This window comes from Culturomica massiliensis, from assembly GCF_900091655.1.
Lineage (GTDB): Bacteria > Bacteroidota > Bacteroidia > Bacteroidales > Marinifilaceae > Culturomica > Culturomica massiliensis.
Genome location: NZ_LT594621.1, coordinates 991,463 through 1,011,554, shown reverse-complemented (window position 1 = coordinate 1,011,554; position 20,092 = coordinate 991,463). Strand labels below are relative to the sequence as shown.

Here is a 20,092-nt window from a genome sequence, read left to right as displayed (position 1 = left end):
AGTGATGCGAATATGTATTATATTTAGGAATCACTATGTATGTTGTATATGACTGTAAATGATGTATCGGCTTTAAGGAAAATCAGGGGAGGTGATATCCGGGCTTTCGAAAAGCTTTTCCGGTACTATTACGAACCCCTGTGCCGCTATGCAGTTTCTTTTACTAAGGATATTGAAGCCGCAGAGGAGATTGTACAGGAATTATTTTATATGTTGTGGAAGGAACGGGAGCATCTCTGCATTCATTCCCTTAAGTCTTATCTTTACGGAGCTGTCCGGAATAATGGACTTCAATATCTGAAGCATTTGGAAGTTCGGGATAAATACAGGGAAAAATTAACCCGGGAGACGGTGAGCGAAAATTATAACCTCACGCCTTTGGATAAACTGGAGTATCAGGAACTGGAGGAAAGGGTAGCAGGGATATTGGATACCTTTCCGGAGCGCAGGCAGCGCATATTCCGGATGCACCGTTTTGAAGGGAAAAAATATGCGGAGATTGCCCGGGAATTGTCGGTTTCTGTAAAGACGGTAGAAGCAGAGATAAGTGAAGCGTTAAAAATCTTACGAAAAAGAATAGGAGAAAGGGCCTGTTGATTGTTTTTATCAGAAATTACCGAGTTTTTATAATGTGTTTATAATTGTTTTAGATTGCTGGAAGGATATGAAAGAAAAAAATAAGATAGTAGATGTCGATCGGGCCTGGGAGGCTTTGCATGTACGGCTACAAAATGATGGTTTAATGAATATCCGGAAACCCCGGTTGACGAGAAAGCGCAGATATATGCAGTTTGCTGCTCTTTTTGGGGGAATCGTAGTTGTCTGCGGAGCGATTTTTCTTTCCTGGGATTCTGAAGAAGTGTTCGAACTTTCGTTTACCTCTGAAAATGCCGGAGAAAATATGACTTTGGTTTCAACATTGGCCGACGGATCAACCGTTTATCTCACTGACGGCGGAACACTCACCTATCCCGGAAGTTTCGAAAAGAACAAACGGGAAGTTTCGATGACCGGTGATGCTTTATTCGAAGTGGTTTCCAATCCGCGACGTCCTTTTATTATAGAGACACCGAATGTGGTTATTGAAGTTACCGGAACGGTTTTTAACGTTCGTTCTTTTCCGTCCCGGGAAGCTTTCGAACTCTATGTTCAGGAAGGAACTGTAGAGGTTGTTTGCAAAGCGAATGAGGCCCGGATGGCCGTTCAGGCGGGAGAGATGGTCCGGTTGCAGGCAGGGGAATGGCAGAAAGGTACGGCTTCCGGCGTTGATTTGTACGCTTTGTATACCGCTAAAATGAGATTTAAGGATGAATTTCTGTCTGTTATGTTGCCGATACTCAATCGTATCGGTGACCGACCGATTGTGTTGCGTGATCCGGAAATAGGCGAAAGAAAAATGACCGTTGCTTTTTCCGATAATGATTCGGAAGTTATGGCTGAGCTGATTTGCGCTGCCTTGAATTTGCGGCAAACGATAAAGCAAGATACGATTTATATTTTCAAACCCTGAGAGCATGGTAAAATGTATTTCAATCGGGATATGGTTGGTATTGCCGTTCTGCAACATAGTCGTGCAGGCTCAGCAGACGGACGTGTTTGCTCGTGAAATACGTTTTTCATCTTCCCGGGGTACCGTTTATGAAATGCTCAATCAAATTACCGAACAATCCGGCTTTTGGTTTGTATACGACAGCGATTTAATCGATAATGAGAAAAAGGTAACGGTTTCCAAAGGTGTTTATCCGCTCCGGGAGGCGATCCTGCAAATTACCGGAGATAATATGTTGGAAATGAAATTAATCGGCCGGCACATTCTTTTATATAAGGAAAAAGCCGTACCGACTCGTGTCGCTGTTTCTGAGCAGATGCCTTCTTTTTTGATGGTCCGGGGAACTGTCCGGGACCGGGAGACGGGGGAGCCTTTGGCTTATAGTTCGATTGGAATAGACGGAACGGGAAAAGGAGTGGTTGCAAATCAAAACGGGAGTTTTTTGCTTAAGCTGCCCGATTCTTTGCTTTATTCTTCTCTTTATATCTCTCATCTGGGGTATGAACCTCAAAAAATAGCTACAGAATTATTGGCAGGCAACACTACGGATATCCGGTTACAGGTTCGTCCCATTCCCCTGGAAGAAGTAATTGTCAGATTGGTAAATCCCGTTAAGATTTTGAAAGAAATGTTGGAAAAGCGGGGAGAGAATTATGCAGAGACTCCTGTTAATTTAACTACTTTTTACCGGGAGGGGGTGGAGAAGGGAAAAGAACTCCTTGCTTTGACGGAAGCTGTTTTTAAAGTTTATAAAACAGGTTATTGTTCGCTCGAGAATGATCGGGTAAAGTTGTTGAAGATGCGGCGTATCGATAACGAGAGATGGAAAGATACGCTTGTCATGAAAATAAAAGCCGGCATCAAGGCTTCGTTTACGTTGGATTTAACAAAGAATCTTCCTGATTTTCTGACTTTTAATGAATCGAATCTTTATAATTATTATAAGGTAGACATGAGTGTCGTCGATTCGCATTTGGTACATGTTATTGCTTTTGAACAGCGCAAAGATGTCCGTTTGGCTTTATACAAGGGAGAGCTTTATGTAGATGCGGAGAATTCTGCTTTGTTACGTGTACGTATGGAAATAAATCCGGATTATATACGAAAAGCGACAAATACCTTGATTGTCAAAAAGAGTAAAAGAATCGATATAACCCCGAAAAAGGTGGTGTATACCGTCAGTTATAAACCTTGGGGCGGGAAATATTATATCGGACATGTGCGGGGAGATCTTGATTTCCGGATAAAGAAAAGAGGAAAATTGTTTGCTTCGTCAGTACATACCTGGTTCGAGATGGCTACTTGTAATATTGACACATTACAAGTCAGGCGATTTGCGCGAAGGGAAACTTTACCCATCAATAAGGTATTTTCGGAAACCCGTTTTATGTATGATGAGAATTTCTGGGGGGACTTGAATATTATTCTTCCGGAGGAAAAGTTGGATCAGGCCATTTCTAAAATCAATTCCCGGATCATTGAGACGGAATAACAAAACTTCTCATTGGGGATGTGGAAGACAGGGGGTTGTACATTTTCTCCGCCCTTACAGATACTTTATGCTTTCGGGTTTAAGGGCGTTTATTTCCCAGTAATTTTTCAAGCCGGAACATTTCGTCGCGTAAACGGGCAGCTTCCATAAAATCGAGTTCTTTGGCTGCTTTTTGCATGGCAGCTTTGGTTTTTTGATGCATTTTTTCCAGCTCGTTTTTGCTCATATAGGCGGTTACGGGATCGGCGGCCGTATTGATATGCTCTTCTTCTACGTAAGCGCGGGTGGTTTGCTGGGTAAGTACGGAATCCGTGGATTTCTTGATTTGGCGGGGGGTAATATGATGCTCTTCGTTGTATTTCAGTTGTTTTTCCCGCCGGTAATTCGTTTCATCGATGGTTTCCTGCATGGACCGGGTAATGGTGTCGGCATACATAATGACTTTGCCTTCTACGTTGCGGGCGGCCCGTCCGGCAGTTTGTACCAGAGAACGGGTAGAGCGTAAGAAACCTTCCTTATCGGCATCGAGGATAGCGACTAAAGAGACTTCCGGCAGGTCCAAACCTTCGCGTAACAGGTTGACCCCGACAATGACATCGATAATGCCCTTGCGTAAATTTTCCAGAATTTTAACTCTCTCTAAGGTATCTACATCCGAATGGATGTATTGACATTTTATGCCCATCCGGTCCAGGTATTTACTGAGTTCTTCCGCCATTTTTTTAGTCAGGGTGGTAACGAGTGTCCTTTCATGAAGATCGATACGTTTTTGAATTTCATTGACGAGGTGGTCGATCTGGTTGAGGGTGGGGACTATTTCAATTACCGGATCGGGGATACCGGTCGGGCGTATGATTTGTTCGACAATTACTCCCTGACTTTTTTCCAGTTCGTAATCTGCCGGGGTGGCGCTGATATAGATTGTTTGACCGGTTTTGGCTTCAAATTCCGAAAATGTCAGGGGACGGTTGTCAAAAGCTGCCGGTAAACGGAAACCGTATTCGATAAGGGTTTGTTTGCGGGCATGATCTCCTCCGTACATGGCTCGTATCTGAGGAACAGTGACATGCGATTCGTCGATTACCATCAGAAAATCTTCCGGAAAATAATCCAAAAGGCAGAAGGGGCGTACACCTGCCTGACGACCGTCGAAATAACGGGAATAGTTTTCGATACCGGGACAATATCCCAGTTCCTTAATCATTTCCAGGTCGTATCTGACTCTTTCCTCCAGGCGTTTGGCTTCCAGGTGTTTTCCGATTTCTTTTAAGTAAGCTACCTGCAGATGCATGTCTTTTTCGATTTCAACAATGGCATGAGCGATCGTTCCCTTATCGGTGACGAATAAATTAGCCGGATAGATATCCAATTCTTCAAAAGCATCGATTGTCCGTCCGCTTGACGGTTCGAAGGAATGGATACAATCAATTTCGTCGTCCCAGAATTCAATGCGATAGGCTATACCTTCGTACGTTTCTATAGCAGGGAATACATCTACGATTTCTCCTTTGGCACGGAAACTGCCTCTTTTGAATTCTACTTCATTATTGGCATACAGAGCATCTACCAGTTGGCGTAAGAGTTGGTTGCGGCTGATTCGCATTCCCTTTTTGAGGTGGATGACATTGGAACCGAATGCCCGGGGATCAGCCATACCGTAAAGGCAGGATACGGAAGAAACGACAACGATGTCTTTACGTCCGGATAATAAAGATGCCGTTGTACGTAAACGTAATTTGTCGATTTCGTCGTTGATTGCTAAATCTTTTTCAATATAAGTGTCTGTTGTCGGAAGGTATGCTTCCGGTTGATAATAGTCATAATAAGAAACGAAATATTCTACGGCATTTTCGGGGAAAAAAGCTTTGAATTCGCCGTATAGCTGGGCGGCCAGTGTTTTATTGTGACTAAGAATCAGGGTAGGCCGATTGACGGCATTGATGACATTGGCTACGGTAAACGTTTTTCCGGATCCCGTTACTCCCAGCAATACCTGATCATCGGTTCCCTGAAGGATACCTTTTGTCAGTTGCTCGATCGCTTCCGGTTGATCACCGGTGGGACGAAATTCCGAAGTCAGTTTAAAGGCCATGGCTATGAAAGATACTTATCTAATGTTTCGATCAAAACTTTTAATCTGATTGGTTTTAACAAATAATCGTTGCATCCTTCGTCTGCCATTTGCTCCCGTTTTATATTGAGATTATGGGCTGTCTGGGCGATGATTATTTTATCCGGAAACTTTTCTTTTATCAGGTGCGTCGCTTCAATTCCATCCATATCCGGCATACTGATATCCATTAAGATAACATCTATATCCGGGTGATTGTCAATGGTTTTAATTGCTTCCGCTCCATTGTGAGCCCGATATATCGTAATTTGCGTATTTTTTAATAAAGCGGATAATACGATGAAATTAGTTTCATTGTCTTCTGCAATCAGCAGTGTTTTATCCGACCAATTCGGAAGAACAGATTGTTTTTTCATAAAGGGTAAGACTAAAGTTTAGCCATGAATTTTACCGGGTCAATGATGAAACGGTCATGGATGGCATATCCGATTTGCCCTTTTTCGTCCTCTGCCTCTATTTCAAAACGTATTCTGCGTCCTTCGATTTCCGTTACTTTCGCTTTGCAATTTACTTTGTCTCCTACGGGCGTTGCTTTAATATGTTTTACATTTATTTCAATTCCGACGGTGTCCTGGCCTTCTTCCAGATGTCCTTTGAGGCAATGAACCGCCGTATTTTCCATAAGGGCAACCATCGCCGGAGTGGCGAAAACTTCCAGACTACCTGATCCGTATACGGCGGCAGTGTCTTTGGGTTGCACAGTTATCGATTGTTTGTATGTGATTCCGGTTTCCAGCATATTTCATGATTTTATATATATTCTTATTCTTAAAATTCAGAGGTAAAATGGAATATCAGTTTTTTATAATTGTTCTGAGCCATTTGCAGCATATATTGTGAATCGGCCAGAAATACATCCCTGCCGTGTTTGTCTTTAGCCATGTATTGGGCTTTGTGCTTTTTGAAGTCGGTTAACTCACTTTCATCCAAGGCTTCGATCCAGCATGCTTTGTACAGATTGATGCCTTCCCAGCGGCAGGATGCCCCGTATTCGTGCAGCAAACGATATTCGATAACTTCAAATTGCAATGCTCCGACAGTACCGATGATTTTGCGTCCGTTGAATTGGTTGACAAACAACTGGGCAACCCCTTCGTCCATCAATTGATCGATACCTTTAGCCAATTGTTTGGATTTCATCGGATCGGCATTTTCTATGTATTTGAATAATTCCGGAGAAAAGCTCGGTATTCCTTTGAAATGTAATTTTTCACCTTCGGTTAAAGAATCTCCGATCTTGAATGTTCCTGTATCGTGTAAACCTACAATATCTCCGGGATAAGCTTCGTCGATAATCGATTTTTTGGAAGCCATAAAAGCTGTCGGAGTTGAAAATTTCAGCATTTTCCCGTTTCTCACATGCAAATAATTGGTATTTCGCTTGAAAATTCCGGAACAGACCTTTACGAATGCAATACGGTCGCGGTGGTTCGGATCCATATTGGCATGTATCTTAAATACGAAACCAGTGAATTTTTCTTCGTCCGACAGTACGGTACGTTCTTCCGTTTCCCGGGGAAGCGGGGAAGGAGCCAGTTCGATGAAACAGTCCAATAGTTCTCTGATGCCGAAATTATTCAGTGCCGAACCGAAGAATACGGGGGCAACTTCTGCATTCAGGTAATCCTGACGGTCGAGTTGAGGGTAGACGCCCTGAATCAATTCCAGATTTTCACACAAGGCGTGAGCTTCCCGTTCTCCGATATGTTCGATCAATGTTGCCGAATGCAAATCGTTTATTTCAATTCCTTCAGGCAAAGTTTGAACTGTAGGGTTGTATAAGAGCAGGTTTTTCTGGTAAATGTTGTATACGCCTCTGAACGTATCTCCGCTGCCGATCGGCCAGCTAAGCGGATTTACCTTTATCTGCAGTTCTTTTTCGATTTCATCCAATAAGTCAAAAGGATCATGGGCAGGCCGGTCCAGTTTGTTGATAAAGACGATTACCGGGGTTTTGCGCATCCGGCACACCTGCATAAGCTTGCGGGTCTGGGACTCAACCCCTTTGGCGGCATCTACGACGATAATGACACTGTCGCACGCTGTCAGGGTACGGAACGTATCTTCAGCGAAGTCCTGGTGACCGGGGGTATCCAGAATATTGATTTTTACGTCATTGTATTCGAATCCCATCACGGATGTGGCCACAGAGATACCTCTTTGACGTTCGATTTCCATAAAGTCGGACGTCGCCGTCTTTTTTATCTTATTCGATTTTACAGCACCTGCAATGTGAATAGCGCCTCCGAATAGTAATAATTTTTCCGTAAGCGTGGTTTTCCCTGCGTCCGGGTGACTGATAATACCGAATGTCCTTCTGCGTGCAATTTCTTCTTTAAATCCCATGGGTTAAATCTATTCCTGACCATTAAAACGGGCACAAAGATAATAAAATTTTACTATGATACAGGTAAAATCTCTCGTTATCCACAAGTCCGGAAAATGGATTTTGGGGAAATCGATCCGTATTTTGCAGTAAATTCTGTATGTGTCCTTTATTCTGTTATTGTAAAGGAAAAAATAACGTTATTTTCAGATGTTATGATAAAATTATGAACGATGAAATTGGCCGGGGTTGTATATAAATCAAAAATAAACATACCTTTGTATACCTTATTTGCGTAAAACAGGGAAAAAAGTATGAAATATATCGGAGCACATGTACATATTACCGGCGGTGTTGAGAATGCCCCGGAGGAGGCTCGGGCGTTGAAGGCCGGAGCTTTTGCTTTGTTTACAAAAAATCAAAGGCAATGGGTCGCTGCCCCTTTGACGGTAGAGAGTATCGATCGTTTTCGCCAACGTTGCGACGAATACGGCTATGCTGCCAGACATATCTTGCCTCACGACAGCTATTTGATCAATCTGGGAAATCCGGATCGGGAAGGATTGGAGAAATCCCGGACTGCTTTTCTGGACGAGATGAAACGTTGTGAGCAATTGGGCTTGAGTTTGTTGAATTTTCATCCGGGAAGCAGTTTAAAGAAAATCAGTGATGAAGCCTGCCTTTCTTTGATTGCCGAATCGGTAAATCTGGCTTTAGCACAAACCCGGGGAGTATGTGCCGTGTTGGAGAATACGGCCGGTCAGGGTTCTAATCTCGGTTATACTTTCGAGCAGTTGGCTTATATTATCGATAAGGTGGAAGATAAAAGTCGGGTGGGCGTGTGTATCGATACCTGCCATACTTTTGCTGCGGGATACGATATCAAGTCGGAGTCCGGTTTTACGGAAACTTTTGAGCATTTTGATGAGGTTGTCGGTTTTAAGTATCTGAAAGGAATGCATTTGAACGATTCCAAAAAAGAATTGGGATCACATGTCGACCGGCATGAAAATATCGGGAAAGGAGAGTTGGGAATGGACGTATTCCGCAGAATTATGCAGGATTCCCGTTTCGATGACATCCCTTTGGTATTGGAAACACCGGACGAAACGTTATGGGCTGAAGAGATCAGTCTGTTGTACGGATTTGCTGAAAGGCATTGACCATAGCCCCGGAACAATTAATTTTGAACTATGAGAATCGGTTTATTGTCGGATACGCACGGGTGGTTAGATCCGAAGTTGCTGGAATTCTTTGAAGGATGTGATGAGGTTTGGCATTGCGGAGATATCGGAACTATGGAGGTTGCGGAAGAATTGGAGCGGCATTTTATTGTCAGAGCCGTATATGGAAATATAGACGGGGGAATGATGAGGAGAGTATATCCGGAAACCGACGTCTTTACCTGTGAAGGTGTAAAGGTGCTGATGACTCATATCGGAGGATATCCGGGACATTATGATATGCGGATTAAATCCCGTTTGTTGCAGGAACGCCCCAAACTGTTCGTATGCGGGCATTCGCATATCGCCAAGGTTATGTATGACCGTAAACTGGCATGTTTGCATATCAATCCGGGGGCAGCCGGACGTTACGGTTTTCATAAAGTGAGAACGGCTGTGCGTTTTGTAATAGGGGCTGGAGAGATCAAAGACCTGGAATTGATTGAATATGAAAGAAATTGAAAAAATAAAATAGATTAGATATGATGAAAAGACTGTTTATCGGAATTATCTTATGTTTGGGAATATGCCTGACTGGTTTTGCACAACGGAATAATAATCAGGCAAGGGAACAGAGTTTGAAATACCAGCGTTTGATGGCTTTAATCGATGCTTTTTATGTCGATACGGTAAATTTGCCGAAATTGACGGAAGAGGCAATTGTTAAGGTCTTGTCGGATTTGGACCCGCATTCCGTTTATATTACCAAAGAGGAGGTTGAGGAAATGAACGAACCTCTGGAGGGCGGATTTTTCGGAATAGGAATACAGTTTACGATTTATCAGGATACCCTGATGGTCGTTTCGGTTGTGCCCGGCGGTCCTTCCGAAAAGGTAGGATTGCTGGCAGGGGACAGAATCGTGTCTGTGGACGGGGAAAATATCGCCGGAGTAAAACTGACCAATACCCAGGTAAGGAAGCGGTTGAAGGGGGAGAAGGGAACAGTGGTGCAGGTAAGCGTGGTGCGTGGCTCGGAACCTATGGATTTCCGTATTGTCCGGGGAATGATACCGCTTCATAGTGTTGATGCGGCTTATATGCTGGATAAAACGACGGGATATATTAAAATTTCCCGTTTTGCAGCCAATACGATTGATGAATTCGAGGAAGCTGTGAAAAAGATGCAGGCAGAAGGAATGAAAGACCTGATTCTGGATTTGCAGGCCAATGTCGGAGGATATATGGGGGCAGCTATCGGCATCAGTGATAATGTGCTCGGAGATAAGAAAATGATTGTTTATACGGATGGACTTTCTTCCGGCCGCCGGGAGGAATATTCGACTTCCAAAGGCTTGCTGAAAGACGGGAGAATTGTGTTGTTGATAGACGGTAATTCGGCTTCTGCCAGTGAAATTGTTTCCGGAGCTGTACAGGATTGGGACAGAGGCCTTATTGTAGGACGCCGTTCTTTCGGGAAAGGCTTGGTACAAAGACAATATCCCCTGACAGACGGTTCGATGATACGTCTGACAATAGCTCATTATTATACCCCTTCCGGACGTTGTATTCAAAAGCCATACAAAGGAGAAGATTACCGGGCGGAATTATATAACCGCTATGAAAGCGGAGAATTGTTGAGTGCGGATAGTATAACGGTTAACGATAGCCTGAAATATTATACCAAGCTGAAAAAGAGAATTGTTTACGGAGGAGGCGGTATCATTCCTGATGTTTTTGTTCCGATCGATACGAATATCAATTATTCTTATTTTAATCGTCTGAATGCTAAGAATGTAGTAGGTGAATTTGTCGTCGGTTATGTAGATAAAAACCGGGAAAACCTGAAGAAAAAATATCCGACTTTCGAGAAATTTCAGAAGTCGTTTGAGGTTACTCCGGAAATGATCGACCAGATTGTAAAAATGGGAGAAAAAGCAGGCGTTCCTAAAGATGAAAAATTACTGGAGCCGGTTATTCCTGCCATGAAACTGTCGATAAAGGCTTTGATTGCGCGGGATACCTGGGATATGAACGAGATGTATCAAATCTTTAATGAAGATAATAAGGTTTTAAAAGAAGGATATAAGGCCCTGAAAGACGGGACGTATGAACGGATTTTAAAATAAACCAGCGGAATTTTGGATGAGATAAAGAATTGAAGTTTTTTTGATTTAAAATTGGAATATAAAGATTCATGCAGGAAGAATCTAAACTTTTAGGTAAAGAAATAGCATATCCTGAAACCTATTGTCCGGAAATATTGGTGGCTGTTCCCCGTAGACTGAACCGGGAAATATACGGTATTGACCGGCCGGACAGCTTATTTTGTGGATATGACAGCTGGCATTGTTACGAAGCCAGTTTTCTTACGAAACAGGGATTGCCGGTCGCCGGAATTTTGAAATTGGTTTATGCTTCCACCAGCGAATTTCTGGTTGAAAGTAAATCATTGAAGCTTTACCTGGGTTCTTTTAATATGATCTGTTTGGGGGATTCTGTGGCCGAAGGGATTGCTGTATTTAAAGCTACGGTTGCCCGGGATTTGAGCGCTTTGCTTCATACTTCTGTAGAAACGGCATTTTTTCAGACTTTACCGGATTCCCGGCCTTTTGATTTTCCAGAATATACTTTGCTTGAAACACTTCCCCGGATTGCTGCTGCTTCTTTTTCGGCATATCAGGAAAATCCAGCCTATCTGTTGGAGAATGTGACAAAATATGGTGGTGAAATGCTGGTATGCAGCCATTTGTTGAAAAGCAATTGCAAGATTACCCATCAACCCGATTGGGGAAGTATTTACATCCGGATTAAAGCAGCACATTTACCCGACGAGCTTTCTCTATTAAAATACATTGTTTCTCTCCGGGATGAAAATCATTTTCACGAAGAAATCTGTGAGATGACTTTTAAACGACTTACCGATATTTTCAATCCGGAGATACTGACGGTTTGTTGCCTGTATACCCGGCGAGGTGGTATCGATATTTGTCCGGTACGGGCAAACAAAGCCGAATTTATACCTGCCTGCCTGCCACGGGCCGACATACTCACGGCATCGGCATTTAGACAATGATTAATTACAGAAAAATTTCAAACGACGGTGTTTCTTCTTTTTAGATTTAAAAATTCTGCATAGAATACAATTTGGTATATATGCCGTTTAGTTTCAGCAGTTCTTCGTGGTTGCCTTTCTCTACAATCTTTCCTTCATGGAATACGCAGATCATGTCGGCATTCCGGATAGTGGAAAGACGGTGGGCAACAACAATGGAGGTTCTGTTACGCATCAGGTTGTCCAAAGCTTCCTGCACTAGTTTTTCTGATTCGGTATCCAGGGCAGAAGTAGCTTCGTCCAGAATCATTATGGGAGGATTTTTCAATACGGCCCGTGCAATACTGAGCCGCTGGCGTTGTCCGCCGCTGAGCTTACTGCCCCGGTCGCCGATGACGGTTTGGTAACCGTGTTCGGTTTGCAGTATGAATTCATGGGCGTTGGCTATTTTTGCTGCGTTTTCTACAGCTTCCTGCGTGGTATTTTCAACTCCGAAAGCTATATTGTTGTATATCGTATCATTGAATAATATCGGGTCCTGGTTTACATTGCCCATCAGTTCCCGCAGATCATACAGGGCGAAATTACGTATATCCGTGCCGTCTACACATATCTCTCCTTGTCTGACATCATAGAAGCGTGGCAGCAGATCGACGAAAGTACTTTTCCCGGAGCCGGATTGTCCGACCAAAGCGATCATTTTTCCTTTAGGAATGGTTAAATTGATGTCTTTCAATACCTGCTTGCTTTCGTTGTAAGAGAAACCGACATTCCGGTATTCGATGGCTTCCCGGAAAGTATCGATACGAACCGGTTTTTCGACTTCCCGAATGGTGGATTCTGCTGATAAAATAACATCTATACGATCCATGGCAGCCAGCCCTTTTTGGACACTGTAATAGGCATTTGTCAAATTCTTAGCCGGGTTGATAATCGAATAGAACAGTGCGATATAGGCGATAAAACCTTCGGCAGAAAGGTTACTTTGGTGGTTCAATACCAGTTTCCCTCCAAACCATAAGACGATGACGATGACGATCGTACCTAAAAATTCACTCATCGGATGGGCGAGGGAGCGACGGCGCATCAGCCGGTTTTGGATACGCCGGTATGCTTCGTTTTCGCCGGAAAATTTCCCGTCCATTTTCTTTTCTGCATTGAAGGCTTTTATAATTCTCAAGCCGGATAAGGTTTCTTCCATCAATGCCAGTATCTCTCCCATTTTAGTCTGTCCTTCCCAGGAACGCCGCTTCAAATTTTTGCCGACCTTGCCGATCAGTAACCCCATCAGAGGGAGTAGGACAAATACGAATAAGGTTAACTGCCAGCTCATAATCAGCATCGTCGTCAGGTATACGATAATCAGGATCGGACTTTGGAAAAGCATATCCAACGAACTCATGACAGATGCTTCTACTTCCTGAACGTCACCGGTCATACGTGAAATAATGTCTCCTTTGCGTTCTTCTGAAAAAAAGGGAAGTGGCAGGGATAAGATTTTCAGGTATATTTTTCTGCGGATGTCTCTGACGACACCGTTACGGATATAAATCAATTCATAAGAAGCCAGATAAGCGAAGCCGGTTTTGAAAGCGGTGGAAATAATGGCTAAGATACCGACAAAGACCAATGTATTGGCTTGTCCGAAGCTGTTTTTGATTTCAGTGACGTAATAGTTGAAAATCTGGGCGATGGATTTCGTATCCAGGGCGAAGGGAACGAGTTCGGTTACGTCGTGCTGGTTGTCAAAAATAATCCGAAGGATCGGGATTAGCATCGCAATGGATAAACTCCCGAAAATAGCATGCAGAAAATTAAAAAGGACACTTTTGGCAACCCGGCTCTTATAGGGAGGAATAAATCTCCTGAGAATAGAAATCAAATCTTTCATAAATGTGCTTTCAATGATGAAAATCAAGGCCAGAAATCCGGAGGAAGGACTTCTGGCCGGTTTGATATTTAGCTGTGATAAATATTAGATTCCCGTATAATTAGACGGTGTAATCTGTTTTAATGTTTTTTTCAAATCAGCGGAAATCTCAAGTGTGTCGATGAATTCGGCGATGGATTCCTGTGTGATTTTATTGTTGGTACGTGTCAGTGCCTTTAAAGCTTCGTAAGGATTCGGATAGCCTTCGCGGCGCAAAACGGTTTGTATGGCTTCGGCCACGACAGCCCAATTTTTTTCCAGGTCCCGTTCAATCGCTTCTTTATTGATGATCAGTTTATTTAATCCTTTTAACGTGGATTTGAAAGCGATAAGGGTATGGGCTAACGGTACACCGATATTCCGTAATACGGTAGAATCCGTCAGATCTCTTTGTAAACGGGAGATCGGTAATTTATTGCTCAAATGATCCAATACGGCATTCGCTATACCTAAGTTACCTTCTGAATTTTCAAAATCGATCGGGTTGACTTTATGAGGCATTGCCGACGAACCTACTTCTCCCGCCTTGATCTTTTGTTTGAAATAAGTCATGGAAATGTATGTCCAGAAATCCCGGTCCAGGTCTATAACGATGGTATTAATCCTGCGCAGGTTATCGAATAAAGCTGCAAAATTATCATAATTGGATATTTGTGTCGTATAACTTTCCCGTTCGATTTTAAGTTTTTCCGTCAGGAATTTATTACCGAAATCGGCCCAATTGTATTCGGGATAAGCCACATGATGGGCATTGAAATTTCCCGTTGCTCCTCCGAATTTGCCGGAGATAGCAACTTTTTTCAGTAACTCCAGTTGACGGCTCAAACGGTAGGTGAATACTTTCAATTCTTTCCCCAGACGGGTTGGGGAAGCCGGTTGACCGTGAGTTTTGGCCAACATGGCAACATCTTTCCATTCTTCAGCCAATTCTTCCAGTTTGGCGATCAGTTCGTCGATGACCGGATAATAGACGTTATGTACGGCATCCCGGAAAGAGCAGGGAACAGCGGTGTTGTTGATGTCCTGTGATGTCAGGCCGAAATGGATAAATTCTTTGTATGCATGCAGATTCAGAGCGTCGAATTTTTCTTTGATGAAATATTCGACGGCTTTAACATCGTGGTTGGTTACTTTTTCAATGTCTTTAATCTTTTGCGCATCTTCTATCGTAAAATCCATATAAATTTCCCGTAATTGGGAAAATAAAGAGTGGTCGAAGGGCTTCAATTGAGGAAGCGGTAATTCGCAAAGTGCAATAAAGTACTCAACTTCCACCATGACCCGGTAACGGATCAGTCCACTTTCTGAAAAATATTCGGATAAACTTTCAACTTTATCACGATAGCGGCCATCGATAGGAGAAATAGCGGTTAATGCTTGCATAATGATTATATTTAGTATTTTTAATGCATCTATTTTTTCAAGGCTTACAAAAATACAAAAAATAGGATTAAGAAATTGAAAATTGAAAATTGAAAATTGAAAATTGTGTTAAAAGAGAAAAGTTTTAACTTTGTCTTTAGACATTTAGAAAATAGGTTATGGGTATTTTTCAAGGATTTTTTATGGGAATAGGAGTATATGGCCAAGCCATTGAGATACTTTTCAGCCGTAAATTTTATTGGTTTTTGATTTTTCCATTGATTGTGCTGGTCCTTCTTTTTTTGACCGGGCAATGGCTGGTCGGTTTGGCAGGAGACAGCCTTTCCGGACTGGTTGAAATGAAGATTACAGGTTGGTTGGAAGGTATATCTTGGTTGCAGTGGTTGAGTAGTACAGCCGGTTTTCTGATACGGATATTGCTGCGGATTACTTATTTCCTTTTATTTATGGCATTCGGTGGATACATCATATTAATTGTCATGTCACCGGTTTATTCCTGGCTGTCGGAGCGGACGGAAGCACATTTATCCGGAAAGAAATACCCTTTCAGTTTAAAACAGTTGCTTTGGGAGATTTTCAGAGGGATTCTGATCGTTATCCGGAATATGTTTTTTCAGTTGTTGATAACGATATTGTTGTTATTGTGTTCTTTTATACCGCTGCTCGGTTTATTGGCTCCGGTAGCCTTGTTTCTGGTATCTGCTTATTTTTACGGTTTTTCTTTTGTGGATTATGCTATAGAAAGAAAGCGTTTTAATGTAAAAGAGAGCATTCGGTATGTCAATAAGAATGCGGGTATGGTGACTGGTGTCGGGTGTGTTTTTGCTTTGTCGTTGATGATTCCCTGGCTTAGTGTCATTGCCTGTAGTTTTGTTTCGATTTTATCGGTTATAGCGGGAACGGTAGCGATTCACCGGGTGACGGAGGAAAAGCAGGAAACGATACAGAAAATTTGATTTCAAATATTCCGTAAATAATTTGTAATAAAAATACAGTGTTATTAAATTAGGAAAATAATAAAGTGGGTGACATCTAATGTAACGCCTGAATTTTAAATTAATGATTGTGATGAAAAGATTGGTTTTATTCATAACGATGTTTTTATGGGTGCTGGGTGTGCAGGCGGAAGGAGAAAGGACCCTGGTATTTAAAGTGGATATAAAGGATGAGATCGGCCCTGAAGTGTGGCGTTTGGTCAAAAAATCTTTTGAGAAGGCTCAGGAAGAGAATGCAACTTACATCTTAATAGATATGAATACCTATGGCGGAATGGTAGTGTATGCTGATTCTTTGAGAAGTCTGATACTCAATAGTAAGATACCGGTATGGGTATTTATCGATAATAATGCTGCTTCTGCCGGAGCCTTGATTTCGATTGCCTGCGACCGGATTTATATGAGAGAAGGAGCGAATATAGGTGCGGCTACTGTAGTTAATCAAAGCGGTGAAGCCATGCCTGATAAATACCAGTCGTATATGCGCTCAATGATACGGGCAACAGCCCAGGCCCATGGTAAGGATACCCTGATAGAAGGGAGGGACACCAGCTACCGGTGGAAAAGGGATCCCCATATAGCAGAGGCTATGGTCGATCAGACGATTCATATTCAGGGAATAACCGATAGCGGGAAAGTGGTGACCTTTACACCGCATGAGGCAATACAATATGGTTTTTGTGACGGTATAGCTGAAAATGTAAGTGAAGTGCTTAAACAGGGAGGGGTAGAAAATTATACGATAACTACTTATACTCCGACCGGTTTGGATCGGATTATCGGCTTTTTAATTAATCCGGTAATACAGGGACTTTTGATTATGCTTATTATCGGAGGGATTTATTTTGAATTACAGACTCCGGGAGTGGGATTTCCGCTATTGGCTTCCGTAGTGGCTTGTATACTCTATTTTGCTCCTTTGTATCTGGAAGGTATCGCCGATTACGGGGATATTATTTTGTTTGTTATCGGCGGACTGTTATTGCTTTTGGAGATATTCGTTATTCCCGGTTTTGGGGTAACGGGAATCAGCGGGATTATCTGTATTATTGCCGGATTGGTATTGGCAGGGGTCGACGATATATCGTTTGAGTTTTTTGGAGATTTTGCCGGAATGATTCTCAGGTCGCTGTTTCTGGTGATTACCTGCTCTTTGTTTGCTTTGATTTCAAGTATTTGGTTAAGTGGTAAGCTGTTCGGTTCCAGACGGTTGGCACTTGCTTTGCATGCTGAACAGCGGGCAGAGGACGGGTATGTCGGGGTGGATATGACTGCTGTAAAAGAAGTGGATAAAGAAGGTGTTACTACAACCGATCTTCGTCCGGCAGGTAAAATTAGAATAGAAGGAGAGATTTATGATGCCGTATCTGCCGAGGGGGATTATATTACAAAAGGAAGCCGGATAAAGGTAGTCGATTATCAGGCCGGACAATTGTATGTTGTGAAAAGTGAAGATTGATCTTTGATTTCCGATTTATGATTAATCGGGTAGGAAAGAATATAAACTTCTAAAAATAAGGGGGAGAGATGTATGCAATCCCCATATATAATGTCGACCTATGGGAAAAGATCGGTTGTTTTAGGTCAGATTATTGAAGATTTAGATAAAAAGTTCTTTGACGTATTGATAATGAATAGATTGTAAATAGTCGTCGAAGGACGGGAAAAATCTAAGAATTGCAGGTCGACTGCAAACAACCGTAAAAAACAATGGCAATATAATTGATAAATAGTTGATTATCAAATTTGTATGATATGATATTTAATGCCTTTTAATAGAACTAAGTAGTATTGAAACAAATTTGGTCGATGAGATAGAATTTTCTCGTGATTCTTTTAATAGAACTAAGTAGTATTGAAACGCTGGTAAGCCCTGAAAGGCAAGGCCGAAACATAACTTTTAATAGAACTAAGTAGTATTGAAACTATTTGTAAGCTCTTTAATTCTATGGGTCTTTCTCCTTTTAATAGAACTAAGTAGTATTGAAACGCGATATCTTAAAAGACTTCGTAAATTTATTTATCCTTTTAATAGAACTAAGTAGTATTGAAACACCTTTATCTCCTTAAACGGAACAAAACGAGCCTTTCTTTTAATAGAACTAAGTAGTATTGAAACTTTCTAGCCAGCGTTGTAAGGCATTAGCCCTACGAACTTTTAATAGAACTAAGTAGTATTGAAACCTTTCTTTTGCATAGCAAATCTGGTCAGAGAAGATACTTTTAATAGAACTAAGTAGTATTGAAACAAATAAAAGGCCCTATTTTGATAAGCAGTCAAACTTCTTTTAATAGAACTAAGTAGTATTGAAACTTTTTATTCTCGGTTCTTACTTTAGAAGCAGAAGCCCTTTTAATAGAACTAAGTAGTATTGAAACAGTCCTGTTTTATCTTTATAAAATCTGCGGAGTTAACTTTTAATAGAACTAAGTAGTATTGAAACCGGGAAATAACAGCCTGCTTCAATAATCCATCTTTACTTTTAATAGAACTAAGTAGTATTGAAACCGGCAGCCACGAGGTCCCGAAAGGAACCGAAATCAGCTTTTAATAGAACTAAGTAGTATTGAAACAAAAGACATCTTGTATATCCTTCGAGGTAAGTATGTCTTTTAATAGAACTAAGTAGTATTGAAACAAGTAAAAACCCTAAAAACGATAAATAATTATGGGACTTTTAATAGAACTAAGTAGTATTGAAACAATGCTGAAAGGGTATTTCTCAGTTCAAGTGCCAATCTTTTAATAGAACTAAGTAGTATTGAAACTCCGCTGCGTATACGCTCTCCTCTCCGGGTATCTGCTTTTAATAGAACTAAGTAGTATTGAAACTTACGGATGCCGGCGGAGCTTTGAAAGAAATGGCTGCTTTTAATAGAACTAAGTAGTATTGAAACAGAAATACCAAACTTGCAAATGCCTTGTCTGCTTCTGCTTTTAATAGAACTAAGTAGTATTGAAACTTTATATCCGCATCCCTTAGCCTTATATATTGCGAACTTTTAATAGAACTAAGTAGTATTGAAACCTACAATAACTCGTCTAACAAGGCCAGGTTATCCGCTTTTAATAGAACTAAGTAGTATTGAAACTTGTTGAAAGTCGAGCTGCATACCCATTGTCCGAAACTTTTAATAGAACTAAGTAGTATTAAAATACTGTTGGCTATACTACTATCAGGGAATACTGTATCTTTTAGAATCGTCGATTTATAATGGCTTTACTTTTCTCAACGGCGGCAAAGCCGCGCTTGACAGAAACGTAGTTACTGACTTCGTGGACTGTTTTGCCGGTTGATGATCCCATAGAACATCAGATCGATATATTCCAATATGGTACGGGAATTTTTATCTTTCCGGTTGGCCAGGATAAAAGCTTGCTCCAGGCTTTTAAACATGAGCAATAAGTTTTGTGAGAAGATACGGGGATCACTTACCCGGAAAATGCCTTTTTCTTTGCCTTCCCGTACAATTCCCGTAAGCAATTTGATTTCTTTGCGATCTATATCTTGCCGTAGATGTTCCACACGGATATTATTGAAAAGGAAATCGTAACGGATATAACGGTTACTTCGTACTAAACTGTCGATTACCCCAAAATGTTGCAAGATATACAATTTTAGACGTCTGTCGGGAGGAAGAGGCGAATCTGCAGCTTTTTGAAGTTTTTCGTTAATACTGTTCACTTCGTCTTCAACGACGTATTTATAAAGTTCGTCCTTGCTTTTAAAATGGGTATAGAGGGTACGCCTGCTCATTTTGGCAGCAGAGGCGATATCGCTCATTGTAGCTTTATATACGCTGATTTCTTTAAATAAATTTTTGGCGACATTGATAATTTTATTTTTGGTTTTACTCATGTAGCTTATTGTTTAATGAACTTTTAATCGTTCTGTTGATCTTTTTAAAGGCAAAAAGCCTTTAAGCGGTGAAGTGGGTTTTGTGTGAAGTGCAATAATAAGCATTTTTTATGGATTCTCTCGTTTTTTTATAAAGATTAAGTCCATTGCTCCGTTTATTGTTTACATATTACATTATGCAAAGGGTGTCAAAATATCCGGATCTATTATG

16 protein-coding genes and 1 CRISPR repeat array are annotated in these 20,092 nt (G+C 41.5%); of the genes, 9 read left to right on the top strand and 7 right to left on the bottom strand.

From position 1 onward, the window contains the following. Nucleotides 1-39: 39 nt before the first annotated feature. From BN8908_RS05390 to BN8908_RS05380, 3 genes are all read left to right on the top strand, one after another. Nucleotides 40-597, top strand: a complete 558-nt coding sequence (locus BN8908_RS05390; RefSeq protein WP_021988849.1) for an RNA polymerase sigma-70 factor — start codon at nt 40-42, stop codon at nt 595-597. 67 nt (nt 598-664) lie between these two features. Further along, a complete protein-coding gene (locus tag BN8908_RS05385; protein WP_148453216.1) occupies nt 665-1,510 on the top strand; it encodes a FecR family protein in 846 nt (281 codons plus the stop codon). 4 nt (nt 1,511-1,514) lie between these two features. Next, on the top strand, nt 1,515-3,041 hold the full coding sequence (locus tag BN8908_RS05380) for a carboxypeptidase-like regulatory domain-containing protein (RefSeq protein WP_021988847.1): 1,527 nt from the start codon (nt 1,515-1,517) through the stop codon (nt 3,039-3,041). Between the two features lie 79 nt (nt 3,042-3,120). Here the strand turns inward: BN8908_RS05380 and uvrB are convergent, their stop codons facing one another. The 4 genes from uvrB to BN8908_RS05360 are packed head-to-tail and all read right to left on the bottom strand — an operon-like array spanning nt 3,121 to nt 7,518. Beyond that, entirely contained in the window at nt 3,121-5,133 is a 2,013-nt protein-coding gene (gene uvrB / locus BN8908_RS05375; RefSeq protein WP_021988846.1) for an excinuclease ABC subunit UvrB, read from the bottom strand. Between the two features lie 2 nt (nt 5,134-5,135). Beyond that, nucleotides 5,136-5,528 (bottom strand): response regulator, encoded by a 393-nt coding sequence (locus tag BN8908_RS05370; RefSeq protein WP_021988845.1) that lies wholly within the window; start codon nt 5,526-5,528, stop codon nt 5,136-5,138. Nucleotides 5,529-5,539: 11 nt separating this feature from the next. Continuing rightward, on the bottom strand, nt 5,540-5,911 hold the full coding sequence (locus BN8908_RS05365) for a thioesterase family protein (protein ID WP_021988844.1): 372 nt from the start codon (nt 5,909-5,911) through the stop codon (nt 5,540-5,542). A 29-nt stretch (nt 5,912-5,940) separates the two neighbouring features. Continuing rightward, nucleotides 5,941-7,518: a peptide chain release factor 3 gene (locus BN8908_RS05360; protein ID WP_021988843.1), complete on the bottom strand. Its 1,578-nt coding sequence runs from the start codon at nt 7,516-7,518 to the stop codon at nt 5,941-5,943. Between the two features lie 294 nt (nt 7,519-7,812). Here BN8908_RS05360 and nfo point away from each other — a divergent pair, with 294 nt between their 5' ends. From nfo to BN8908_RS05340, 4 genes are all read left to right on the top strand, one after another. After that, a complete protein-coding gene (gene nfo / locus BN8908_RS05355) occupies nt 7,813-8,661 on the top strand; it encodes a deoxyribonuclease IV (RefSeq protein WP_021988842.1) in 849 nt (282 codons plus the stop codon). 30 nt (nt 8,662-8,691) lie between these two features. Continuing rightward, nucleotides 8,692-9,183 carry a metallophosphoesterase family protein gene (locus BN8908_RS05350; protein WP_021988841.1) on the top strand — a complete coding sequence of 164 codons (492 nt, stop codon included), beginning with the start codon at nt 8,692-8,694 and terminating at the stop codon, nt 9,181-9,183. 23 nt (nt 9,184-9,206) lie between these two features. Continuing rightward, a complete protein-coding gene (locus BN8908_RS05345; protein WP_068692130.1) occupies nt 9,207-10,787 on the top strand; it encodes a S41 family peptidase in 1,581 nt (526 codons plus the stop codon). A gap of 68 nt (nt 10,788-10,855) precedes the next feature. Continuing rightward, entirely contained in the window at nt 10,856-11,734 is an 879-nt protein-coding gene (locus BN8908_RS05340; RefSeq protein ID WP_068689568.1) for a hypothetical protein, read from the top strand. 46 nt (nt 11,735-11,780) lie between these two features. Here the strand turns inward: BN8908_RS05340 and BN8908_RS05335 are convergent, their stop codons facing one another. Beyond that, nucleotides 11,781-13,604, bottom strand: a complete 1,824-nt coding sequence (locus BN8908_RS05335; RefSeq protein WP_021988838.1) for an ABC transporter ATP-binding protein — start codon at nt 13,602-13,604, stop codon at nt 11,781-11,783. Nucleotides 13,605-13,688: 84 nt separating this feature from the next. Next, on the bottom strand, nt 13,689-15,026 hold the full coding sequence (purB, locus tag BN8908_RS05330) for an adenylosuccinate lyase (RefSeq protein ID WP_021988837.1): 1,338 nt from the start codon (nt 15,024-15,026) through the stop codon (nt 13,689-13,691). Between the two features lie 158 nt (nt 15,027-15,184). On the opposite strand from purB, the gene BN8908_RS05325 reads away from it, so the two are divergent. Continuing rightward, on the top strand, nt 15,185-15,982 hold the full coding sequence (locus BN8908_RS05325; RefSeq protein ID WP_021988836.1) for an EI24 domain-containing protein: 798 nt from the start codon (nt 15,185-15,187) through the stop codon (nt 15,980-15,982). 112 nt (nt 15,983-16,094) lie between these two features. After that, nucleotides 16,095-17,480: an NfeD family protein gene (locus BN8908_RS05320; RefSeq protein WP_068692128.1), complete on the top strand. Its 1,386-nt coding sequence runs from the start codon at nt 16,095-16,097 to the stop codon at nt 17,478-17,480. Nucleotides 17,481-17,790: 310 nt separating this feature from the next. Continuing rightward, a CRISPR array of direct repeats spans nt 17,791-19,179; the repeat unit is 29 nt; unit sequence CTTTTAATAGAACTAAGTAGTATTGAAAC. A 108-nt stretch (nt 19,180-19,287) separates the two neighbouring features. Here the strand turns inward: BN8908_RS05320 and BN8908_RS05315 are convergent. After that, nucleotides 19,288-19,881, bottom strand: a complete 594-nt coding sequence (locus tag BN8908_RS05315) for a TetR/AcrR family transcriptional regulator (RefSeq protein WP_021988834.1) — start codon at nt 19,879-19,881, stop codon at nt 19,288-19,290. Between the last annotated feature and the right edge of the window lie 211 nt (nt 19,882-20,092).

Coding starts and splice junctions, on each gene's coding strand:
- BN8908_RS05350 (WP_021988841.1), top strand. CDS start 8,692: ATGAGAATCGGTTTATTGTCGGATACGCACGGGTGGTTAGATCCGAAG.
- BN8908_RS05380 (WP_021988847.1), top strand. CDS start 1,515: ATGGTAAAATGTATTTCAATCGGGATATGGTTGGTATTGCCGTTCTGC.
- BN8908_RS05365 (WP_021988844.1), bottom strand. CDS start 5,911: ATGCTGGAAACCGGAATCACATACAAACAATCGATAACTGTGCAACCC.
- nfo (WP_021988842.1), top strand. CDS start 7,813: ATGAAATATATCGGAGCACATGTACATATTACCGGCGGTGTTGAGAAT.
- BN8908_RS05320 (WP_068692128.1), top strand. CDS start 16,095: ATGAAAAGATTGGTTTTATTCATAACGATGTTTTTATGGGTGCTGGGT.
- BN8908_RS05335 (WP_021988838.1), bottom strand. CDS start 13,604: ATGAAAGATTTGATTTCTATTCTCAGGAGATTTATTCCTCCCTATAAG.
- BN8908_RS05390 (WP_021988849.1), top strand. CDS start 40: ATGTTGTATATGACTGTAAATGATGTATCGGCTTTAAGGAAAATCAGG.
- BN8908_RS05370 (WP_021988845.1), bottom strand. CDS start 5,528: ATGAAAAAACAATCTGTTCTTCCGAATTGGTCGGATAAAACACTGCTG.
- BN8908_RS05345 (WP_068692130.1), top strand. CDS start 9,207: ATGAAAAGACTGTTTATCGGAATTATCTTATGTTTGGGAATATGCCTG.
- purB (WP_021988837.1), bottom strand. CDS start 15,026: ATGCAAGCATTAACCGCTATTTCTCCTATCGATGGCCGCTATCGTGAT.
- uvrB (WP_021988846.1), bottom strand. CDS start 5,133: ATGGCCTTTAAACTGACTTCGGAATTTCGTCCCACCGGTGATCAACCG.
- BN8908_RS05340 (WP_068689568.1), top strand. CDS start 10,856: ATGCAGGAAGAATCTAAACTTTTAGGTAAAGAAATAGCATATCCTGAA.
- BN8908_RS05385 (WP_148453216.1), top strand. CDS start 665: ATGAAAGAAAAAAATAAGATAGTAGATGTCGATCGGGCCTGGGAGGCT.
- BN8908_RS05325 (WP_021988836.1), top strand. CDS start 15,185: ATGGGTATTTTTCAAGGATTTTTTATGGGAATAGGAGTATATGGCCAA.
- BN8908_RS05315 (WP_021988834.1), bottom strand. CDS start 19,881: ATGAGTAAAACCAAAAATAAAATTATCAATGTCGCCAAAAATTTATTT.
- BN8908_RS05360 (WP_021988843.1), bottom strand. CDS start 7,518: ATGGGATTTAAAGAAGAAATTGCACGCAGAAGGACATTCGGTATTATC.